At 71.8% G+C, this 17,863-nt stretch carries 16 protein-coding genes; 11 read left to right on the forward strand and 5 right to left on the reverse strand.

Features of this window, described 5'->3' with window-relative positions; all coding sequences use genetic code 11:
- Positions 1 to 38: 38 nt before the first annotated feature.
- Both ACFWYW_RS52360 and ACFWYW_RS52365 read right to left on the reverse strand, forming a co-directional pair.
- Positions 39 to 626, reverse strand: a complete 588-nt coding sequence (locus ACFWYW_RS52360; protein ID WP_379626755.1) for a histidine phosphatase family protein — start codon at positions 624 to 626, stop codon at positions 39 to 41.
- Between the two features lie 43 nt (positions 627 to 669).
- Positions 670 to 1,566, reverse strand: coding sequence for a TIGR03621 family F420-dependent LLM class oxidoreductase (locus ACFWYW_RS52365; protein ID WP_379626753.1), 897 nt, complete (start codon positions 1,564 to 1,566; stop codon positions 670 to 672).
- A gap of 77 nt (positions 1,567 to 1,643) precedes the next feature.
- On the opposite strand from ACFWYW_RS52365, the gene ACFWYW_RS52370 reads away from it, so the two are divergent.
- Together ACFWYW_RS52370 and ACFWYW_RS52375 are read left to right on the forward strand one after the other, a co-directional pair.
- Positions 1,644 to 2,411, forward strand: coding sequence for a phytanoyl-CoA dioxygenase family protein (locus tag ACFWYW_RS52370; protein WP_379626751.1), 768 nt, complete (start codon positions 1,644 to 1,646; stop codon positions 2,409 to 2,411).
- A 9-nt stretch (positions 2,412 to 2,420) separates the two neighbouring features.
- On the forward strand, positions 2,421 to 3,371 hold the full coding sequence (locus tag ACFWYW_RS52375; protein ID WP_379626749.1) for a phosphotriesterase: 951 nt from the start codon (positions 2,421 to 2,423) through the stop codon (positions 3,369 to 3,371).
- Positions 3,372 to 3,403: 32 nt separating this feature from the next.
- On the opposite strand, the gene ACFWYW_RS52380 is transcribed toward ACFWYW_RS52375, so the two are convergent.
- Positions 3,404 to 4,594, reverse strand: coding sequence for an RNA-guided endonuclease InsQ/TnpB family protein (locus tag ACFWYW_RS52380; protein ID WP_379626747.1), 1,191 nt, complete (start codon positions 4,592 to 4,594; stop codon positions 3,404 to 3,406).
- A 154-nt stretch (positions 4,595 to 4,748) separates the two neighbouring features.
- On the opposite strand from ACFWYW_RS52380, the gene ACFWYW_RS52385 reads away from it, so the two are divergent.
- From ACFWYW_RS52385 to ACFWYW_RS52415, 7 genes are all read left to right on the forward strand, one after another.
- Positions 4,749 to 5,933, forward strand: a complete 1,185-nt coding sequence (locus ACFWYW_RS52385) for a cytochrome P450 (protein ID WP_379626745.1) — start codon at positions 4,749 to 4,751, stop codon at positions 5,931 to 5,933.
- A 1-nt stretch (position 5,934) separates the two neighbouring features.
- Positions 5,935 to 6,795 (forward strand): Gfo/Idh/MocA family protein, encoded by an 861-nt coding sequence (locus tag ACFWYW_RS52390; protein WP_379626743.1) that lies wholly within the window; start codon positions 5,935 to 5,937, stop codon positions 6,793 to 6,795.
- Between the two features lie 197 nt (positions 6,796 to 6,992).
- The gene (locus ACFWYW_RS52395; RefSeq protein WP_379626741.1) at positions 6,993 to 7,955 is read left to right on the forward strand and encodes an ABC transporter substrate-binding protein; all 963 of its coding nucleotides are present in this window, start codon (positions 6,993 to 6,995) and stop codon (positions 7,953 to 7,955) included.
- The gene (locus ACFWYW_RS52400; protein ID WP_379626739.1) at positions 7,955 to 8,992 is read left to right on the forward strand and encodes a FecCD family ABC transporter permease; all 1,038 of its coding nucleotides are present in this window, start codon (positions 7,955 to 7,957) and stop codon (positions 8,990 to 8,992) included. Before ACFWYW_RS52395 ends, ACFWYW_RS52400 begins: the two co-directional genes overlap by 1 nt.
- The gene (locus tag ACFWYW_RS52405) at positions 8,989 to 9,762 is read left to right on the forward strand and encodes an ABC transporter ATP-binding protein (RefSeq protein WP_379626737.1); all 774 of its coding nucleotides are present in this window, start codon (positions 8,989 to 8,991) and stop codon (positions 9,760 to 9,762) included. Before ACFWYW_RS52400 ends, ACFWYW_RS52405 begins: the two co-directional genes overlap by 4 nt.
- Positions 9,759 to 10,397, forward strand: a complete 639-nt coding sequence (locus ACFWYW_RS52410; protein ID WP_379626735.1) for an adenosylcobinamide amidohydrolase — start codon at positions 9,759 to 9,761, stop codon at positions 10,395 to 10,397. The genes ACFWYW_RS52405 and ACFWYW_RS52410 overlap by 4 nt, the downstream gene beginning before the upstream one ends.
- A 22-nt stretch (positions 10,398 to 10,419) precedes the next feature.
- Positions 10,420 to 11,007 carry a Uma2 family endonuclease gene (locus ACFWYW_RS52415; RefSeq protein ID WP_379626733.1) on the forward strand — a complete coding sequence of 196 codons (588 nt, stop codon included), beginning with the start codon at positions 10,420 to 10,422 and terminating at the stop codon, positions 11,005 to 11,007.
- Here the strand turns inward: ACFWYW_RS52415 and ACFWYW_RS52420 are convergent.
- Together ACFWYW_RS52420 and ACFWYW_RS52425 are read right to left on the reverse strand one after the other, a co-directional pair.
- Positions 10,956 to 12,638 (reverse strand): hydantoinase B/oxoprolinase family protein, encoded by a 1,683-nt coding sequence (locus ACFWYW_RS52420; protein WP_379626731.1) that lies wholly within the window; start codon positions 12,636 to 12,638, stop codon positions 10,956 to 10,958. The two genes, ACFWYW_RS52415 and ACFWYW_RS52420, sit on opposite strands and share 52 nt — an antisense overlap.
- Positions 12,629 to 14,620 carry a hydantoinase/oxoprolinase family protein gene (locus ACFWYW_RS52425; RefSeq protein ID WP_379626729.1) on the reverse strand — a complete coding sequence of 664 codons (1,992 nt, stop codon included), beginning with the start codon at positions 14,618 to 14,620 and terminating at the stop codon, positions 12,629 to 12,631. The genes ACFWYW_RS52420 and ACFWYW_RS52425 overlap by 10 nt, the downstream gene beginning before the upstream one ends.
- Positions 14,621 to 14,726: 106 nt before the next feature.
- Between ACFWYW_RS52425 and ACFWYW_RS52430 the strand changes: the two genes are divergently transcribed.
- Together ACFWYW_RS52430 and ACFWYW_RS52435 are read left to right on the forward strand one after the other, a co-directional pair.
- Positions 14,727 to 16,175 carry a hypothetical protein gene (locus ACFWYW_RS52430; RefSeq protein ID WP_379626727.1) on the forward strand — a complete coding sequence of 483 codons (1,449 nt, stop codon included), beginning with the start codon at positions 14,727 to 14,729 and terminating at the stop codon, positions 16,173 to 16,175.
- Positions 16,172 to 17,761 carry a serine/threonine-protein kinase gene (locus tag ACFWYW_RS52435; RefSeq protein WP_379626725.1) on the forward strand — a complete coding sequence of 530 codons (1,590 nt, stop codon included), beginning with the start codon at positions 16,172 to 16,174 and terminating at the stop codon, positions 17,759 to 17,761. Before ACFWYW_RS52430 ends, ACFWYW_RS52435 begins: the two co-directional genes overlap by 4 nt.
- The last annotated feature ends 102 nt before the right edge of the window (positions 17,762 to 17,863 follow it).

Here is a 17,863-nt window from a genome sequence, read left to right on the forward strand (position 1 = left end):
GGTCGGTTGAGCGCGGCGCGTCGGCCCTGGCGGCGCGGTCAGCTGAGCACCGGTGCGTTCCAGTTGAGCACCACCGGCTCGGCGTGTTCGAAGCCGAGCTTGGAGTAGGTGCCGGTGTCCAGGCGGAACAGGCGCCCGTCCTCGGGCGGGAGCCCGAGCCAGCGCGCGGCCAGCACGCGCAGGAAATGACCGTGCGCCACCAGGGCCACCTCGCCGTCGGCCGCCCTGGCGCGCGCGATCACCCGGTCGGCGCGGGCGCCCACCTGGGCGGCGCTCTCGCCGGGATGCTCGGCGTCGCCGGGGATCACGCCGTCACGCCACAGGTACCAGCCGGGCCGGGTCTCGCGGATCGTGGCCGTGGTGATGCCCTCGTAGCCGCCGTAGTCCCACTCCCACAGATCCGGATCCACCTCGTAGTCGGTCAAACCGGCGAGCTCGGCCGTACGTCTGGCCCGTTGCGCCGGGCTCACCAGCGCCAGGTCGAAACCGTTGCCCTTCACCAGCGGCGCCAGGGCCGCGGCCTGGCCCTCGCCGTGCGTGGTCAGCGGCAGGTCGGTGCGGCCGGTGTGCCTGCCGTTCTTGCTCCACTCGGTCTCGCCGTGCCTGAGCAGCAGTAGTTCCCTCATGCACCCATCAAACCAGGACGCCATCGGCTGACTTCCCGCCAGGTCAGGCCAGGTCCTCCACCACGGGGGCGAACGTGTCGAGGTCCCGCTCGTGGTGGAGGACGAAGTAGGTGAGGCCGTGCTCGTCGCGCCAGTGGCGTAGTTTGTCGCGGATGTCGTGGCGGGTCCCGCGCAGCACCTGCGGGGTCTCCGCCATGGCCGAGGTGTCGGCGTGGCTCCACGACTCCGGCCCGCCCTCGCCGAGCTCCAGGATGCTCGTGCCCAGCTCGACCGGGCGCGACGCGGCGGCCTCCCGGACGGCGGCGATCTTGGCCAGGAAGGCGTCCAGGCCGCCGTCGGCGGGATCGGGTCCCGAGCCGTCGGCGCGCACGCGGGTCGCCAGGTTGATCGAGTCGGCCTCGCGCGCGGCCAGGCGCAGCAGGCGCGGCCCGCCGCCGGCCAGCAGCAGCGGCGGGTGCGGGCGCTGGACCGGCTTCGGGTGCAGGTCGAGGGCGTCCACGCGGTAGTGGGCGCCCTCGTGGCTGAACGGCTCCTCACCCCACAGCCCCTTCAGTACGGCCAGCGCCTCCGCCAGCCGTTCCACCCGCACCCCCGGCGGATCCAGGACCCGCCCGGCCGCCGTGTAGTCGGCGGCCAGCCAGCCCGTCCCGATGCCCGGCTCGGCCCGGCCGTCGGAGAGCACGTCGAGCGTGGCCAGTTCCTTGGCCAGCGCCGCCGGGTGGCGGAAGTCGTTGGCCAGGACCATCGTGCCGAGCCGCAGCCGGGTGGTGGCCGTGGCCGCCGCCGCGAGGGCGGGCAGCGGGGCGAAGCGCGCGCCGACGAGGTGGTCCGGGACGAGCATCACGTCGAAGCCCGAGGACTCCAGCCTCCTGGCCTGCTCGGCCCACGCCTTGGCCGAGTCCGCGTGCCGTACGACCGCACCGAACCTGAAGGGACGCATGCGGCAATCCAAACAAGCGCTTGGCTGAGAATCAAGAGTGGCTAGACTTACCAAGCGCTTGCTACCAATATCGGTACATGGACATCCAGGTACGGCAGGCGACCGCCGACGAGATCACCGCCTTCCAGGACCAGGGGTGGGTACGGCTGGCGCGCCTGGTGGACCCGGCCGGCGCGGCCGAGCTGCGCGAACGCGCCCAAGCCCACCTGGCCGCCCGCCCGAAGGACGGAACCACCGCCGTCGACCAGGCCTTCGGCCAGTCCCGCGACATCGCCGAGCGCGACGCCGCCTTCGGCGCGCTGGCCAGGAGCCCCGCCATCGCGGCGAGCGCCGCCGCCATGCTCCACGGCGTCGCCGCCGTGCGCGTGCAGGTCACGAACCTGCTGGTCAAAGAGCCGGGCGAGCACGGCTCCACCGTGTTCCACCAGGACTTCCCGTGGATGCCGATGGACCGCTCGGCCATGCTCACCGTCTGGCTCGCGCTCGCGGACGTGCCCGCCGACATGGGCGCGCTGCGCTTCTACACCGGCTCCCACCGGCACGGCCTGCTCGGGCGCAGTTTCGTCGGCGCCGGCGACGACCAGCTCAGCCAGCACCCCTGGCTGAAGGAGCTGGAGCTGTCGCCGCCGCTCGACCTCAAGGCCGGCGACGCGACCGTGCACCACGCGCTGACCGTGCACGGCGCGCCGGCCAACCGGCGCGAGGCGGCCCGCCTGTCGTTCACCGCCACCTACTTCGACGCCGACGCCCTCTACACCGGCGCGCCGTACGGGCAGACCGACGGGCTCGGCCTGACCGTCAACCGGCCCTTCGACCACCCGAGGTTCCCGTGCCTGAGACCGTGAGAGGTTCCCGTGCCTGAGACCGTCAGAGGGCCGGTCGCCGATCTCGGGGCGACGCTGATGCACGAGCACGTCTTCGGCCTCAGCCCGGAGATCCTCTGGAACTGGCCCGACATCCCCGAAGGCTGGGACCTGGAGGCCCGCGCCCGCGAGGCCGCGGCCAAGCTCGACGCGCTGAAGGCCGAAGGCATCAACTCGATCGTCGACCTGACCGTGCTCGGCCTGGGCCGCTATGTGCCGGCCGTCCAGCGGGTGGCCGAGCTGACCTCGGTCAACATCGTGGCCGCCACCGGGCTCTACACCTACGACGCGCTGCCGCCGTACTTCGGCAACCGGGGCCCCGGCTCGTTGTTCGGCGGGCCCGACCGGCTGGCGGAGTTCTTCGTGCGCGACATCGCCGAGGGCATCGGGCGTACCGGCGTGAAGGCCGCCATGCTCAAGTGCGCGACCGACCGGCCGGGCATGACCGCGGGCTGCGAGCGAGTCTTCCGCGCGGTCGCCGAGGCGCACGTGGAGACCGGCGCGCCCATCACCACCCACAGCCACGAGCCGGGCGGCCTGGACCAGCAGCGCCTGCTGGCCGCCTGCGGCGTGGACCTCACGCGCGTGGTCATCGGGCACGCCGGCGACTCCACCGACCTGCGCTACCTCGAAGAGCTCCTCGCCGCGGGCTCCTACCTGGGCATGGACCGCTTCGGCATCGCGACCATCAGCACGTTCGAGGACCGCGTGGCGGTCGTGGCCGCGCTCTGTGAGCGGGGCCACGCCGGGCGGATGGTCCTGTCCCACGACTCCTACTGCTTCAACGACCGCTTCGACGCCGACGTCGTACGGCGCCGCCACCCCGACTACCACCTCCTGCACATCTCCCGCGACGTCCTGCCCGAGCTGCGCAAGCGCGGCGTCACCGAGGACCAGATCCGCCAGATGCTGGTCGACAACCCGCGAAGGATCTTTGCGTGACTCCTCCGTTCCCAGAAGGGAGCGGCTTCTCGCTAGGCCGCTCGTGCAGCATGGCGAAGGGCAAGCCCTGCCCTGAGGATGTTCGTGGCCGCGTTCACGTCGGCGTGTGCGGTGTGCCCGCACGTCGTGCATCGGAACGTGGCTTGGGTGAGGCGGTTCTCCTTCGCGCTGTGCCCGCAATGTGGGCAGGTGCGGGAGGTGTTGCGGGGATCGACTGCGATCAGCTCTCGACCGGCGCTTTCAGCCTTGTGCGCGAGGATCGTCAGGAACACCCCCCAACCCGCGTCCAGGATCGAACGGTTGAGGCCGGACTTCTGGGCCACCTTGCGGCCGGGCGCCTGGATCGTGCCCGAGGCGCAACGGGTCATGTTCGCGATCCGCAGGTTCTCGTGCACGATCACGTCGTAGGCGCGGACCAGCGCGAGCGCCGTCTTGTGCGCGCCGTCGAGCCGTTGACGACGGACCTTGAGGTGCAGCGCTGCGACACGGGCCACGGTCTTGCGCCGCCGTTTGGACCCGCGCCTTTTGCGAGCCAGGTCCTGCTGTGCGGCGGCGAGTCGGCCGGCGGTCGCCGCGAGGTGGCGCGGGTTGGTGACGTGCTCGCCGTCCGACGTCGTGATCAGCGACGCCACGCCCATGTCGAGGCCTGCGGCCGCGCCGGTTGCGGGCAGTGGTGCGGCAGGTACGTCGTCGCACGACAGCACCACATACCAGCGCGGGCCCTCCCGCTTCACGCTGATCGTCTTCACCGTGCCCAGGACGCGGCGGTGCCGATGGACCCGCACCTGCCCGATGCCCCGCAACCGCACGTAGGTCGCGGCCGGGTGCTCGGGCTGGGAGTCCCACCGGCAGCCATCGCCGTCCTTGGGCCACTCCACCGAGTTGAACCAGCCCTTGCCTTTGAAGCGTGGGAGACCCGGCGTCCGGCCCTTGCCGACCCGGGTGAAGAACGCGCGGAACGCCTTGTCCAGACGTCGCAGAGTGGACTGCTGGGAGGAGAACGACCAACGTGCCTGCCCGTCGGGGTCGTCGGCGCGGATGTGCGTCAACTCACCCGACTGCTCGCCGTAGCGGATCGAGACACCCGCCCTGCGGAAGGCGATGCGGCGGTGTTCCAAGGCCGCGTTGTAGAGCTGCCGGTGGTCCTCCAGGCACGCGGCCAGTGCCGCGGCCTGCTTGGCGGTGGGACGCAGCAGGAACTTAAACGACCTGCGCACATCCACCTCCCCCGCCCGGCCTCGTCCACGTCACGCTATCGCCACGCACCGACAAAACCGGAAAGAGATCTGCGATGCGCAGACCAGGCAGGCCAAAGCATTGGCCTCTCACTCACGATTCCCCGACGGCCAGAGCCTTCACTCCCCTCAGGAGGATCTGATGGACTTCGACGTCAGCTCCGACTGGCACGTCGCCGACCCCTACGGCTTCCTGAGACGGCTGCGCCGCGAGCACCCCGTCTTCCGCAGCGAGCACCTGGGCGCGTACGTGCTGACCAGGCACGCCGACGTGCGCGCCGCCTACGGCGACCCCAGGCGTTTCTCCTCCGAGGGGTCGCTGACGATCTCGCGCAGCCTCACCGAGCGCACGCGCGAGAAGCTGGGCGAGCACGGCTCGTTCCTGTCCAGCTTCGTGGCCAACGTGGACCCGCCGGACCACACCCGGCTGCGCAGGTCGGTCTCGCGGGCGTTCACGCCACGCGCGGTCGCCGCGCTGGAGCGGCGCTTCCGCGAGCTCAACGAGGACCTGCTGGACCGGATCGAGGCCAGGGGCGAGGCGGACTTCGTGCGCGATCTCGGCCACGAGCCGTCGGTCAAGCTGACCGCCCGCTTCATCGGGGTGCCGGAGGCGGACGAGGGGTTCGTGCGGGCGCATGTCAAGGACTGGTTCCAGCTCTTCCTGTCGCCGCAGCCGCCGGAGCGCCAGCTCGTGCTGGCCGACAGCTTCCTGGAGTACCTGGACTACGTGGACCGCCTCGTCGCCGCCCGCGCCCGCGAGCCGCGCGACGACTTCACCTCGCTGATGACCGGGCTGATCGGGAAGGAGCTGTCGCACCGCGAGGTGGTCGAGCTGATCTCCACGATCCTGCTCGGGGGCAACGACACCGTCCCCAACCAGCTCGGCAACAGCGTGCTGCGGCTGCTGCGCGAGGGGATCTGGCCGGTGCCGCCGGAGAAGCTGACCGCCGCGGTCGAGGAGTGCATGCGCATCGACGGGGCCTCGCTGGGTTCCTTCCGGTACGCCACGTCCGACATCACGCTGCACGGGGTGACGATCCCGGCCGGGTCGCTCGTGCTGCTGTCCACCGACTCGGCCGCCCACGACGAGGCCGTCTTCGCCCATCCCGACACCTTCGACCTCGCCCGGCCCAACGCCGACGCGCACATGGTCTTCGGCTACGGCATCCACTTCTGCGTGGGGGCGGCGCTGGGGCGGCTGCAACTGCGTACCGCGCTGGAGGTGCTGGGACGGCGGCTGCCCGGCCTGCGCCTGGTTCCGGGGCCCGTGGTCTACCGGACGTCGATCGTCGGTCGAGGGCTGACCGAATTGCCGGTTAAATGGTGACATGGAACCGGTGAGGGTCGGGTTGGTCGGGGCAGGTCCGTGGGCGGAGATGGCGCACGCGCCGATGCTGGCCCAGAGCCCGGAGATCGAGTTCGCCGGGGTCTGGGCCCGCCGGCCGGAGGCCGCCGCCCGGCTCGGGGCGCCGGTGTTCGAGCGGATCGAGGACCTGTTCGACGCGTGTGAGGCGGTGTGTTTCTGCGTGCCGCCGGCCGTACAGGCCGAGCTGGGGGTGAAGGCGGCGCGGGCGGGCAAGGCGCTGCTGCTGGAGAAGCCCCTCGCCGACTCCCTGGATGGCGCCCAGCGGCTGGCCGACGCGGTCGCCGAGACGGGCGTGGCCTCCCAGATGCTGCTCACCCTGCGGTACGCCCCGCAGGCCCGCGAGTTCCTGGCCCGGTGCGCCGAGATCGAGCCGTTCGGCGGGCACGCCGTCAACGTCAGCGACGTGCTGAACGGCGAGCATGCGTTCGGCACCCCGTGGCGGCTTCAGCGCGGCGCGCTGCTCGACGTCGGCCCGCACGTCATCGACCTGCTCGACGCCGCGCTCGGCCGGGTGACCGGCGTGCGCGCGCACGGCGACCCGCTCGGCTGGGTCGGGCTGCTGCTCGACCACGAGGGCGGCGCCGTGAGCGAGATCTCCCTGTGCATGGCCGGCGCCGGCGACCTGCCGCCCTCGACGTTCGCCGTCTACGGGCGCAAGGGCAACGTGACGCTCCCGCACTTCGACGACGACCCCCTGGACGTGGTGGCCGCCGAGTTCGCCCAGACCGTACGGCAGGGCGGCGGGCACCCCCTGGACGCCGCCCACGGACTGCGGCTGCAGCGCATCATCTCCGAGGCGGAGAATCAAGTCACCACCCCTTGACTCCGACCAGCTTCGGAGAATTGATAGCGTTTGTCCGACGCGCAGTGTCGCAGCGAAGTCCGGTGTGAGTCCGGCGCTGTCCCGCAACTGTCAAAGCCAGGTCGCCTGCCACCGCGCCGACGTCATCAACCCTCGTGGAAAAGGGTGATCCGTCGCTTTACCGCGGGTCTCTCGGTTCCGATCTGAAAGGACTCCTCGTGAGGCCCGTACGCACGGCCTTCGCGGGCGCGCTGCTGGGAACGCTCGTCCTGACCGCCTGCGGTCAGACCGGCACGACCACCACCTCGTCCGCCCCGCCCACCAGCTCGTCGGCCACGCCCGCCCCCGCCGCCGCGGCCGGCTTCCCCGTCACGATCGAGGCGGGCAACGGCTCCGTCACGCTGGCGAAGAAGCCCGAGCGGATCATCTCGCTGTCCGCCGCCCACACCGAGACGCTCTTCGCGATCGGCGCCGGCCCGCAGGTGATCGCCGCCGACGACCAGTCGAACTATCCGCCCGAGGCCCCCAAGAGCGACCTGTCCGGGTTCAAGCCCAACGTCGAGGCCATCGTCGCCAAGAAGCCCGACCTCGTCGTGCTGTCCAACGACCAGGACAAGATCGTCGCCGAGCTGGGCAAGCTGAACGTGCCCGTCCTGCTCGAACCGGCTCCCACGAAGATCGACGAGGCCTACGACGAGATCGCCGACCTCGGCGCCGCCACCGGCAACAAGGACAAGGCCGACCAGGTCGTGACCGGCATGAAGGCCGAGCTGGACAAGCTCGCCGCCGCCGCGCCCAAGGACAAGAAGCTCACCTACTACCACGAGCTCGACCAGACCCCCTACGCCGCGACGTCCAGCACCTTCATCGGCCAGATCTACTCGATCTTCGGCATGACCAACATCGCCGACAAGGCCCCCGGCGCCGCCGGCGGCTACCCCAAGCTCTCGGCCGAGTTCGTCGCCCAGTCCGACCCCGACCTGATCTTCCTGGCCGACGTCAAGTGCTGCCAGCAGAACAAGGACACGCTGGCCAAGCGCCCCGGCTGGAAGGGCCTGTCGGCCATCAAGAACGACCAGGTCGTCCTGCTCGACGACGACATCGCCTCCCGCTGGGGCCCGCGCGTCGTCGACCTGGCCAAGGCCATCGGCGACGCGGTGAACAAGGCGGCCGCGAAGTAGTGCTCGACACGCAGCTCAGGCCCGCACGGGCGCGGCCGCTCTGGGTGGCGGGCGCGCTCGCCGTGCTCGCCGCCAGCATGGTCGCCGGCCTGCTCGGCGGCGCCGCCGGCATCTCGCCGTGGCAGGTCGTGCTCCAGGCGCTGGACTGGCTGCCGTTCGTCGAGATCGACTCCGGCCTCGCGCCGATCGAGAAGGGCCTGCTGTACGAGCTGCGCCTGCCCAGAGTCCTGGTCGCGGCCGTGGTCGGCGGCCTGCTCGCCATGGCGGGCGCCGGGTACCAGGGCGTCTTCCGCAACCCGCTGGCCGACCCGTACCTGCTCGGCGCGGCCGCGGGCGCCGGGCTCACCACGACCCTGGTGATCGTGATGGTTCCGGCGCCGGTCCTGACCATCCCCGTCGCCGCGTTCGTCGGCGCGATCGGCGGCGTCATGCTGGCCTTCGCGCTCGGCAACACCGCCGGGCGCTCCGGCGGCACCGCCACCCTGGTGCTGGCCGGGGTCGCCGTCACCTCCTTCCTCACCGCCATCCAGACGTTCGTGCAGCAGTTCAAGGTCGAGGAACTGCAGCGCATCTACTCCTGGATCCTCGGCGACGTCGGCGGCGGCTGGGACCAGTTCTGGCTCGTTCTGCCCTACGCCGCCGTCTCGTCGGCCGCGCTGCTCGTGCACGGGCGCATGCTCGACGTGCTGTCCGTGGGCGACGACGAGGCGACCGCGCTCGGGGTGCGCGCCTCCCGCGTACGGCTGGCCGTCCTGCTGGCCGCCTCCCTCGCCACCGCCGCGGCCGTCGCGGTCAGCGGCCTGATCGGCTTCGTCGGCATCGTCGTCCCGCACGTCGTGCGCAGGCTCGCCGGCGGCTCCTACCGGATCGTGCTGCCGCTCTCGCTCATCGGCGGCGCCGCCTTCCTCGTCCTGGCCGACCTGCTCGCCCGCACCGTCATCGCCCCCGCGGAACTCCCCATCGGCGTGGTGACCATGTTCATCGGCGCGCCGTTCTTCGTGGCCGTGCTCCGCATGACCCGCAGGACCTCGACATGATCGGCGTCTGCGGCCTGTCGGTCACGCTCGGCGAGCGCGAGGTGCTCTCCGACGTCACCCTCCAGGTACGGCGCGGCGAATGGCTGGCCGTCATCGGCCCCAACGGCGCCGGCAAGTCGACGCTGCTCAAGGCCGTCATGGGCATCGTCGGCCACCGCGGCGAGGTGTCGATCGACGAGCGTCCCGCCGCCTCGCTCAAGCCCAGGGCCAGGGCCCGCCTGGTCGCCTACGCACCCCAGACGCCGGCCCTGCCGCCCGACATGACCGTCTTGGAGTACGCGCTGCTGGGCCGCACGCCGTACATCCCCTATCTGGGGCGGGAGAGCCGCCACGACCGGGAGGTCACCGCGTCCGTCCTGCAACGGCTCGACCTGGGCGCCTTCGCCGGCCGGCGGCTGGGCGAACTGTCCGGCGGCGAGCGCCAGCGCGTCGTGCTGGCCAGAGCCCTGGCCCAGCAGGCGCCCATCCTGCTGCTCGACGAGCCGACCACCGCCCTCGACCTCGGCCACCAGCAGCAGGTACTCGAACTCGTCGACCGCCTGCGCCTGGCCGACGGCCTCACCGTCGTCTCCACCCTGCACGACCTCACCGTCGCCGGCCAGTACGCCGACACCCTCCTCCTGCTCGCCGAGGGCCGCGCCGCCGCGCACGGCAAGCCCGTCCAGGTGCTCACCGAGGCGCTCGTGGGGCGGCACTTCGACGCTCATGTCAAGATCGAACCGGGCCCGGACGGGCGCCCCGTCGTCCACCTGATCCGAGGAGGACCGTGAACCTCTCCTACCGCGCCGAGGACGGCGTCCGTCTCGGGTCGCTGCTGTGGGAGCTGGGGCCCGGCTGGCGGACGATCTCCTCGGCCATGCTCGGCGGCGGCATCGGCCCCCGCTCCTGGATCCTGAACGCCCAGGTCGTGGCCGGGTACTCACGCATGGACCCGGTCGACCACCTCACGGCGCTCGGCCCCGGCGGCTCGGGGGTCGGCATGATGACCGCCGCCTCCGTCGACCGCGTCGAGACCGCCGCCGACGGCGGCGCGACCGCCTGGGCCACGGTCGGCCTGCGCGTCCCCACCTGGGCCGCCGCGCCCCCCGACGTCGTGGACCCGGAACTCGCCCCGATCCGCGTGGGCACGATCAACATCGTCGTGGTGGCGCCGGTGGCGATGACCGACGCCGCCCTGGTCAACACCGTGATGACGGTAACGGAGGCCAAGGCGCAGGCACTGGCCGAAGCCGGCTTCCCCTGCACCGGAACCGCCTCGGACGCGGTCTGCGTGGCCGTCCGCTCCTCGGGCCCGGAGGAACTCTTCGGCGGCCCCCGCTCCGACTGGGGCTCCCGCATGGCCCGCGCCGTCCACACCGCCGTCCGCACCGGCGCCGAAAAGTGGCGACCCCATGACGGAAAGTGACGGAAGCCCGGATACTGAGTAGATGACCACTAGGGCAGTTCCCGAACCGACCGAGACGAGTACGGTTCTTCCGGGAAGACCGCCGTTCACCGTCGATGACCTGCTGCGCTTCCCCGACGACGGGAACCGCTACGAGCTCTTCGACGGGAGCCTACTGGTAAGCCCTCCCCCCACTCCCCTCCACCAGTTCTCCATCCTCCGGCTGGTGCGCTTGCTCGAAGAAGCCGCGCCGCCGGCGCTGGAGCCATTGTCGACGGTGAATCTCAGGGTGACTGAGAGGGATTGCTTCATCCCTGACGTCGTGGTTGTGCCGATGGCTGCGGTGGAAGCCAATGAGCTGATGTTCGCCCCGGCGGACATCCTGCTCGCCGTGGAGGTCGTCAGCCCGAGCACGAGGGCACGTGACCGCTCCACCAAGCCCACGGTGTATGCCGAGGCGGGTATCCCCACCTACTGGCGGATCGAGCCAGAAGCTCTCTACGTCTACACCCTCGACGACGGCAGCTACGCGGGCCCCGAGGTCTACAAGGCGGGAGAGGTCGCGCGGCTCAGCGCTCCCTACGAGGTCGCCTTCGATCCCGGCGATCTGGTCAGGCTGCGCGGGGCGTAGTCCTGGTGGGCGCCGTGTTCGGTGATGTGGCCCGAACGGAGGTCGGCCTCCACCTCCTCGCGGGGCCGGTCGGCGGGCGGGCCCAGGCCGCCGCCGCCCGTGGTCTCGACGATGAACGCCTCGCCCTCGGCGAAGCGGACGTTGTTCACCTTTGACGCCAGGCGTTCGACCGTTCCGTCCAGGTTCCGTCTGAAGAAGCCGCCCAGACGGCCCGGCCTGCCGCCTTCGCGGCCCGGGGGCGGGATGCGCAGGCGGTCGCCGCGGGTGGTGACGTGGCAGGCCGTAAGGAAGCGGTAGACGGTGCGGGTGCCCAGGCCGCCTCGCCAGCGTCCCGGGCCGCCGGAGTCCGGGATGGTCTCCACCGACTCCACCACCAGCGGGCACCGGCTCTCCACCGGCTCGGCCTGCGGCACCGAGTTGCGGCCGATGCCGAAGTGCACGCCGGTCGCGTCCGGGCCGTCCAGGCCGCGCCGCGCGCCCACGCCGCCGAAGTCGTAGGAAAGGTGGATCCAGTACGGCGCGCCCACCGCGGCGATCGAGAACGGCTGCAGAATCCCGCTGGCCGCGATCGCTCGTTCCGGCACCGCCTCGGACAACGCCTGGATGACCGCCTCCATCGCCGCGTAGATCGGTACGAACCGGCCGCCGCACGGGTAGGGGGAGCGGGCGTTCAGCAGGGAGCCCTCGGGCAGGCGGATGTCCAGGGCGCGCAGGCAGCCCTCGTTCATGGGGATGGACGGGTCCAGGAAGCAGCGCAGCGCGAACACCGCCGCGGCCAGCGACTGCGACGCCGAGGCGTTGATGGCCGCGGGCACCTGCGGGCCGGTGCCCGCGAAGTCGAGCACGGCACCGCGGCCCGTCAGCGTGACCGCGACCCGGACGTGGTGCGGGGTGTCAGGGTCCAGGCCGTCGTCGTCGATGGGGTACGCGGCGGTGAAGCGGCCACGCGGCAGCGCGGCCAGGGCTGCCCGGGTCCTTTCCTCGGTGTAGTCCAGATAGCCGGCTATGCCACTGGCCAGGCCGGCTTCGCCGTACTCCTGGATGAGGGCGCGCAGGCGGGTCGCGGCGACGGCGGTTCCGGCCACGAGCGCGCGGACGTCGCCCATGACCTTGTCCGGGGTACGGCTGTTCGCGCGCAGCACCGCCTCCACCGCCGGCACCACGCCCTCGTCGGTGGCCAGGAGGATCGGGGGGAGTTGCAGGCCCTCCAGGAAGATGTCGGTGGCCAGCGGCGCCATGCCGCCCGCCGACAGCCCGCCCAGGTCGGAGACGTGGATCATGGTGGCGGTGAAGTAACGCGGGACGCCGCCGACGAAGACGGGGCGGAAGACGAGCAGGTCGTTGGTGTGGACGCCGCCCCGGTAGGCGTCGTTGGTGACGTAGACGTCGCCGTCGCGCATGTCCGGGTGGTCCTTGCGCACCTCGGGCAGGGCGACCTTGAGCGCCATGCTGTTCATGAGCGTGGTGGCCATGGAGTGCGCGATCAGGGCGCCGCCGGCGTCGAGGATCGCGGCGGAGGCGTCGGAGCCCTCGACGATGAAGGTGGAGTAGGCCGAGCGCACGACGACGATGCTCGCCTCCTCCGCGGCCACGACCAGCGCGTGGCGCAGCACTTCGGCGGTCAGGTCCATGCGGCCGGGTCCAATGCGTGCTTCAGGTGTACGGCTCCCGCCCCGCCGATGCGGGCGCGCCAGCCGGGCGGGACGACGATGGTGGCCTCCGGGTCCTCGATGACGGCCGGGCCGTCCAGGGTGGTGAAGGTGGCGCGCGTGTGCACCGGGACCTCGACGGGGCCGCCGAGGTACACGGTCCTGCTCGCCGGAGACGCCGCGGGGCTCTCCGCACGGATGCCGGCCGGCGCCGGGGTCTCGGCTTCGTGGGTCACGCGGACGCGGTAGCTCACGTGCTCGGTCGGGCCTTGCTGGGCTATGCCGTACACCTGCGTGTATTTCGCGAAGAAGCGGGCGGACAGCGTGCCGGGGTCGTCGCTCCACTCCACGGTCAGGTCGTGCGCCTGGCCCGTGAAGCGCACGTCGGCCAGCCGCGTGACCTTCAGCTCTGGCAGGGGGAGGCCGAGGTCGTGCGCCGCCTCCTCGGCGAGTTCGGCGAAGATCCGGGCCGGGTCGGGCGCGGACAGGGCGGAGCGGACACGTTCCGTCGCCGGCACCGCCGTCAGCAGGCCCGCCGCCGAGGCCACCCCGCAGTGGGCGGGCACCAGCACGTCCGTGATGCCGAAGCGCTCGGCCACCCGGCAGGCGTGCATCGGACCCGCCCCGCCGAAGGCCACCAAGGTGAAGCCGCGCGGGTCGATGCCGCGCTGCACGGTGACGACGTGCACCGCCGACGCCATCGACGCGCACACAATCTCGTGCACGGCCTGCGCCGCCTCCTCCGCCGGCACCCCGAGCGGCACCGCCAGCCGTTGCATGGCCTTCACCGCCAGCGCCCGCGACAACGGGATCGACGCCGAGGACAGAAAGCCGAGCACGAGGTTGGCGTCGGTGACCGTCGGGTCGGAACCGCCCAGGCCGTAGCAGGCGGGCCCGGGGGAGGAGCCGGCCGACCGCGGACCAACGCGCAGCGCGCCCGCCTCGTCCACCCACGCGATGCTGCCGCCACCGGCACCCACCTCGGCCAGGTCGATGGCGGGCGTCTTGATCGGCACGCCGGTGCCGGCGCGCCGCCCGCCGAAGCTGCCCTTGCCGCCGACGTGGAACTCGCGGGTCAGTTCCGGGACACCGTCGCGCACCAGGCAGGCCTTGGCGGTGGTACCGCCCATGTCGAAGGAGATGACCGCGGGCAGCCCGCTCGCCGCGGCGGCCAGGACTCCGGCGGCCGGGCCCGACTCGATCGTGGCCACCGCGCGGCGGGCGGCGAGCTCGGCGGAGATGACGCCGCCGGCGGAGTCCATGACGTGCACGGGGGCGTCGATGCCCAGCTCGCGCAGGCTGCCGCGCAGGCGGCCGAGATAGTCGGACATGAGCGGGCCGATGTAGGCGGACATGATCGTGGTCGTGGCGCGCTCGTACTCGCGGATCTCCGGCCACACCTCGCTGGAGACGGCCACGTTGGGGACGCTCTCGCGCAGGATCGCGGCGACCTGGCGTTCGTGCACGGGGTTGGCGTAGGAGTGCAGCAGGCAGACGGCGGCCGAGGTGATGCCCCGGGCGGCGATGACGGTGGCGGCCCGCCGTACCGAATCAAGATCCAGGGGAGTGAGTACGGCGCCGCGGCTGGAGACGCGCTCGGCCACCTCGAAGCAGTCCTCGGCGGCGACCGGCGGCGGGGGCGGGGTGAAGCGCAGGTCGTAGCGGTCCTCCTCGACGCGGGCGTAGCGGCCGAGGGGGATGACCGAGCGGAATCCGCGGGTGGTGACGAAGGCGACGCGCGCGCCCTTGCGCTCCAGGACGGCGTTGGTGGCCAGCGTGGTGGCGTGGACGACCCTGGTCACCTCGGACGGGTCGGTGAGGACCCGGCGGATGCCCGCCGTTACGCCTGATACCGGATCGTCATGGGTGCTGAGTACCTTGGCCACCACGGTCCGGCCGTCGGATCCGCGCCGCACCACATCGGTGAAGGTGCCGCCCACGTCGACGGCGATCACGTAGCTCATCGGGTTCACCGTAGGTTGCCTAGCAAGCGCTTGTCTATGTGCCGGGACCTTGACTTATGCCGGGTGGTTGGGACGCTGTTCCTATCCATTTCGTAGGGGAGCGGAAATGTCGCGTCTCACGGCTCTGGTGGGCGCCACGGCGATGACCGTGGTCGTGCTCGGCCTGCCCGCGCTGGCCCACGAACACCCGAGCGGCATCACCGATCTGGTGACGCCGGCGGTGGTCAGGATCGAGGCGACGGCGCACGTGGAGATCACGCTGCTGGACCACATCGGCGACCTCGTCCATGTGGAACGTGCCTACGATCTGCCGATCGGCAAGGGCACCGGCATCGTGGTCAATCCCGAGGGCGCCATCGTGACGCTCACCAGGATCGTGCAGAGCCCCGACGACGTGCGTATCTATGCCGCGAACAAGGTCTTCTCCGAGCACCACAAGGTGAAGGTCCCGGCCGACTTCAAGCGGCACAAGCTCGACGACCCGCAACTCGACCGGCACCTGCGCGACTGCTACCCGCCCAAACGCCCCACCGCGACCTGCATCATCAACGCCACCACCAGCATCACGATATTTCCGAACATCTCGCCGCCCGACGCCAAAGGCTTCACCGCCGAGGTCGTGAAGGCGGGCGCCGGCCCCGACACCCCCGCCGTGCTCGTCCCCACCGGCCGCGCCGACGGCAGCGTCGGCATGCCCACCGCGCCCCTGGCCGACAAGGTGCCCGACAAGCCGGGCTCGCCGACCAACGTCGCCGGATTCCTCGGCCGCCCCGCCGCCAAGGTCCAGCACACCGTCGAGATCGCCCACCTCGGCCAGGGCGGCTCCGGACAGGGCGGGCGCCCCTTCTCCGACCCGGAGAAGAAGGTCGACGAACCGGTCAAACTCGGCGGCCTCGCCGACCGCGGCATGATCGGCGCCCCCGTCATCGGCGACAAGGACGGCCACGTCATCGGCATGCTCGTCGGCGGCGGCAAGGACGCCAGGATGATCGGCGTCAGGGAGATCACCACCGCCCTGGCCGCGGCCGGCGTCACGCCCAGGCGCGGCGCGGTCGACTCCGCCTTCGAGGCCGCGCTCACCCGCTTCCACACCAAGTACTACACCGAGGCCGCGCCCGGCTTCCAGCGTGTGATGGAGCTCTACCCCGGCCACATCGTCGCCGGAGCGCACCTGAAGACCTCGCTGGCCAAGCGCGGCACCTCCGAGGACGCCGGCACCAAGCAGGCGCCCATCCGGCAGGGGAGTTCCGTCCCGCTGTGGCCGTTCATCGCCGCCGCCGGGGTGCTGTTCGTGGCGGCCCTGGTGGGCGCGTACCTCCTGTGGCGCCGCGGCCGCGGGCCCGCCCCCGTGCCCCGTCCACCGGACGGCCTGGCCGCGGTACGGCCCCGCCTCGACGAAGGCTCCACCGAGACCGTCGTGGTCCGCCGCGACCAGGCGCTCCAGGCGGCGCCCAACCCCGTGCTCATCGCCTCGGAGCAGCGCTACTGCACCGGCTGCGGCATGAGGCTCGGACACGGACACCGGTTCTGCGGCTACTGCGGGCTGCCGACGTGAACGACAGATCGTTGATCGGGCAGGAGGTCGCCGGGTACCTCATCGAGAACATCGTCGGCAAAGGCGGCATGGCCGTCGTCTACCTGGCACTCGACCCGCGCCTGAGCCGGCGCGTGGCCCTGAAGATCCTCAACCCGATCCTCAGCGTCGACGACCGCTTCCGCCAGCGCTTCATCCTGGAATCGCGCACCGTCGCCAGCATCGAACACCCCAACATCATCCCCATCTACGAGGCCAACGCCGACCCCTCCGGCGTCCTCTACATCGCCATGCGCTACGTCGACGGCTCCGACCTGCGCCGCCTCATCTACGACCGCGGCCCGCTGCCCGTCGCCCAGGTCAACACGGTCCTCGCCCAGGTGGCGGCCGCCCTCGACGCCGCCCACGCCCACGACCTGATCCACCGCGACGTCAAACCCGCCAACATCCTGCTGGCCGCCGACCACGTGTACCTGACCGACTTCGGCATCACCAAGCACCGCACCTCGATCTCCGGGCTGACGCAGACCGACCAGTTCATCGGCACGCCGCGCTACATGTCCCCCGAGCAGATCAACAAGGAGACGGTGGACGGGCGGTGCGACCAGTACGCCCTCGCCTGCGTGGCCTACGAGGCGTTGGCGGGGCGGCTGCCGTTCCAGCGTGACAACGACATCGCGCTGCTGTGGGCGCACCTGGCCGAGCAGCCGGCGCCGTTGTCACAGGTACGGCCCGATCTGCCGCTCGAGGTGGACGGGGTGATGATGCGGGCCCTGGCCAAGGCGCCGGAACAGCGCTACCCGAGCTGCACCGCGTTCGTGGCCGCGCTGCGCGACGCGATCAGCGGCCACGTCTCGGAGACGGCGCCGCGCGCGCAACCCTCCGCCTTCCGCGCCGCGGGCCGCGCGCCCTCGGGCGGCGGCGCGCTCTCGGGCGGCGGCGCTGCCTCGGGTGGCGGCGCGCTGTCGGGCGGTGGCGCGGACCCGATGCCGGTACGGCGGGGCGGCAAGCTGCCCATCGTGCTGGCCGCCCTGACAGCGGCGGTGGCGGCGCTCGTCCTGGTGGTGCTGTTGCTCATGAACCAGCGCTCCGACGCGTGGACCGGCTACCGGCAGACGGCCGCAGCTCCGCTGACGTTCGACCACCCGTCGGGCTGGACCGCCATCACGCACGGGGACCTGTTCGCGGTGGTGTCGCCGAGGGCGGCCGAGTTCGAGTCGCTGTTCGTGTCGGGGGCCAGCGCGGACTGGTCAAGAGTGGCCCCGATCATCTCCGAGGACCCGGAATCGGCGTCCGGGGTGTACGTCCAGCTCTCCGACACCCTGGACGGCACCGCGACGGCCGACCAGATGAAATCGACGCTGGAAGGCTTGCTGCCCGGCCAGGTGACCATCCCGCGCAACCCGGTCGAGGACCAGGCGGGCAGCAGCCAGGCCCGCAGCTTCCAGGGCACGTTGCAGGACCCGAGGGGCGGATCGAGACTGGGCTTCGTCGGCTACGTCGTCGACCGCCCGGCGAAACCGATGCTGCTCCTGTACTTCTGCGCCCGCGCCACCTGCGACGACGCCACCCAGGTCCGGGTACGGCAGAGCGTCCGCGTGAACTGACCTGGCATGGTCCTCGCGCTTCGCGCTCGGGCTCCCCTCACGGGGGAGCCCAGCTCCCCCGAACCCCCTCGCCGGTGGCCTTCCGGCCCCCGGTCCCCCGAG

The sequence above is a fragment of the Nonomuraea sp. NPDC059023 genome, assembly GCF_042740095.1.
Taxonomy (GTDB): Bacteria; Actinomycetota; Actinomycetes; order Streptosporangiales; family Streptosporangiaceae; genus Nonomuraea.

Excerpts from the sequence above, each read along its gene's own strand:
- ACFWYW_RS52360 (WP_379626755.1), bottom strand. The coding sequence starts at position 626 with ATGAGGGAACTACTGCTGCTCAGGCACGGCGAGACCGAGTGGAGCAAG.
- ACFWYW_RS52365 (WP_379626753.1), bottom strand. The coding sequence starts at position 1,566 with ATGCGTCCCTTCAGGTTCGGTGCGGTCGTACGGCACGCGGACTCGGCC.
- ACFWYW_RS52370 (WP_379626751.1), top strand. The coding sequence starts at position 1,644 with ATGGACATCCAGGTACGGCAGGCGACCGCCGACGAGATCACCGCCTTC.
- ACFWYW_RS52385 (WP_379626745.1), top strand. The coding sequence starts at position 4,749 with ATGGACTTCGACGTCAGCTCCGACTGGCACGTCGCCGACCCCTACGGC.
- ACFWYW_RS52390 (WP_379626743.1), top strand. The coding sequence starts at position 5,935 with ATGGAACCGGTGAGGGTCGGGTTGGTCGGGGCAGGTCCGTGGGCGGAG.
- ACFWYW_RS52405 (WP_379626737.1), top strand. The coding sequence starts at position 8,989 with ATGATCGGCGTCTGCGGCCTGTCGGTCACGCTCGGCGAGCGCGAGGTG.
- ACFWYW_RS52415 (WP_379626733.1), top strand. The coding sequence starts at position 10,420 with ATGACCACTAGGGCAGTTCCCGAACCGACCGAGACGAGTACGGTTCTT.
- ACFWYW_RS52420 (WP_379626731.1), bottom strand. The coding sequence starts at position 12,638 with ATGGACCTGACCGCCGAAGTGCTGCGCCACGCGCTGGTCGTGGCCGCG.
- ACFWYW_RS52425 (WP_379626729.1), bottom strand. The coding sequence starts at position 14,620 with ATGAGCTACGTGATCGCCGTCGACGTGGGCGGCACCTTCACCGATGTG.
- ACFWYW_RS52430 (WP_379626727.1), top strand. The coding sequence starts at position 14,727 with ATGTCGCGTCTCACGGCTCTGGTGGGCGCCACGGCGATGACCGTGGTC.